This window comes from Sphaerospermopsis reniformis, from assembly GCF_005402885.1.
Classification (GTDB): Bacteria; Cyanobacteriota; Cyanobacteriia; order Cyanobacteriales; family Nostocaceae; genus Sphaerospermopsis; species Sphaerospermopsis kisseleviana.
In genome coordinates, this window is record NZ_BJCE01000451.1 from 1 (window position 1) to 1,977 (window position 1,977).

Below are 1,977 nucleotides of genomic sequence, written 5' to 3' on the forward strand. Positions count from 1 at the left end.
TTACCAATTACCAATTACCAATTACCAATTACCAATTACCAATTACCAATTACCCATTACCAATTACCCATTACCAATTACCCATTACCCATTACCCATTACCCATTACCCATTACCCATTACCCATTACCCATTATGATTTCTACTATCCCAAATTCTGGTACTGAAAATCTTGCTAATGTGCGGTTACAAATTCGTGCTTTACAACCGCAGTTAATAGAATGGAGACGACGCATACATCAAAAACCAGAGTTAGGTTTTCAAGAAAAACTGACTGCTGAGTATATTTCCCAAAAGTTGCAAAGTTGGGGAATAGAACATCAAACTGGTATCGCGGAAACTGGCATTGTGGCTATTGTCAAAGGTGAAAAATCTGGACCTGATAAAGTTCTAGGTATCCGTGCTGATATGGATGCTCTGCCAGTTAAAGAGGAAAATGAAGTACCTTATTGCTCCCAGCATGATGGAGTGATGCACGCTTGCGGACATGATGGACATACAGCGATCGCAATGGGTACAGCATACTACCTACAACAACATCGTCAAGAATTCAGCGGTACTGTAAAAATCATCTTCCAACCCGCAGAAGAAGGTCCAGGTGGTGCAAAACCGATGATTGAAGCTGGAGTCTTGAAAAACCCAGATGTTGATGCCATGATCGGTTTACATTTGTGGAATGATCTGCCAGTGGGGATTGTCGGAGTTCGTCCAGGTGCTTTTATGGCAGCTATCTCCTATTTTAACTGTACAATTTTAGGCAAAGGTGGACATGGTGCGCTACCTCATCAAACAGTTGATTCAGTGGTAGTTGCAGCCCAAATTGTCAACGCCTTGCAAACAATTGTAGCGCGGAACGTCAACCCCTTAGAATCAGCAGTAGTGACAATAGGTGAACTCCACGCCGGCACAAGAATGAATGTAATTGCTGATACAGCAAGGATGAGTGGATCTATCAGATATTTTAACACTGACTTAGCAGGATTTTTTGAAAAACGGATTGAACAAATTATTGCTGGAGTTTGTCAAACTCATGGCGCTAATTATGACTTAGAATATGTCAATCTTTATCCTCCAGTCATTAATGATCCAGAAATAGCAGAGTTAGTGAGAAGTGTAGCAGAAACAGTAGTAGAAACACCTGTGAATATTATCCCAGAATGTCAAATTATGGGTAGTGAAGATATGTCATTTTTCCTGCAAGAAGTTCCTGGTTGTTATTTCTTTTTAGGTTCTGCCAATGCTGAGAAAAAATTAAATTATCCTCATCATCATCCGCGTTTTGATTTTGATGAAACAGCGTTAGCTATGGGTGTAGAAATCTTTGTTAGATGTGTAGAGAAATTTTTGAACTAATCTAATCTAATGTGATAATTGTGGGATAGGCATCTTGCCTGTTCCTAAATTTTAATAATTTTATAATAATTTTATAAAATTTGTATAATTTATTCATTTATGGAATATAATAATGTATTAGTCACCATTGGCACGGTAAATTTTGATCAATTGGTAAATTTCTATATTCAGTTACTAGAACAAGAACCAAAAAAGATGATACCTAATGTTTATGCTGAGTTTAACATCCTGAGTTTAACTTTAGGTATATTTAAACCAAAGAAAAATGATGAATCAGAATTTGTAAGCAATAGCAAAAGTCCGCTAAGTTTGTGTATAGAAGTGAGTAATTTAGAAAATGCGATCGCACACCTCACATCTTTAGGTTATCCCCCACCGGGAAAGATTTCTATAGCATCCCACGGTAGAGAAATTTACGCTTATGACCCCGATGGCAATCGTTTAATATTACATCAAGGTTATTAGTTGTTAGTTATTAGTTATTAGTTATTAGTTATTTTTACCCAATCACCAATCACCAATCACCAATCACCAATCACCAATCACCAATCACCAATCACCAATCACCAATCACCAATCACCAATCACCAATCACCAATCACCAATCACCAATCACCAATCACC

General features: G+C 37.5%; 2 protein-coding genes. Both read left to right on the forward strand.

Features of this window, described 5'->3' with window-relative positions; all coding sequences use genetic code 11:
• Positions 1-135: 135 nt before the first annotated feature.
• A complete protein-coding gene (locus tag FFR48_RS27580; RefSeq protein WP_096569662.1) occupies positions 136-1,353 on the forward strand; it encodes a M20 family metallopeptidase in 1,218 nt (405 codons plus the stop codon).
• A 99-nt stretch (positions 1,354-1,452) separates the two neighbouring features.
• Entirely contained in the window at positions 1,453-1,818 is a 366-nt protein-coding gene (locus tag FFR48_RS27585; protein WP_137669546.1) for a VOC family protein, read from the forward strand.
• Positions 1,819-1,977: the final 159 nt, after the last annotated feature.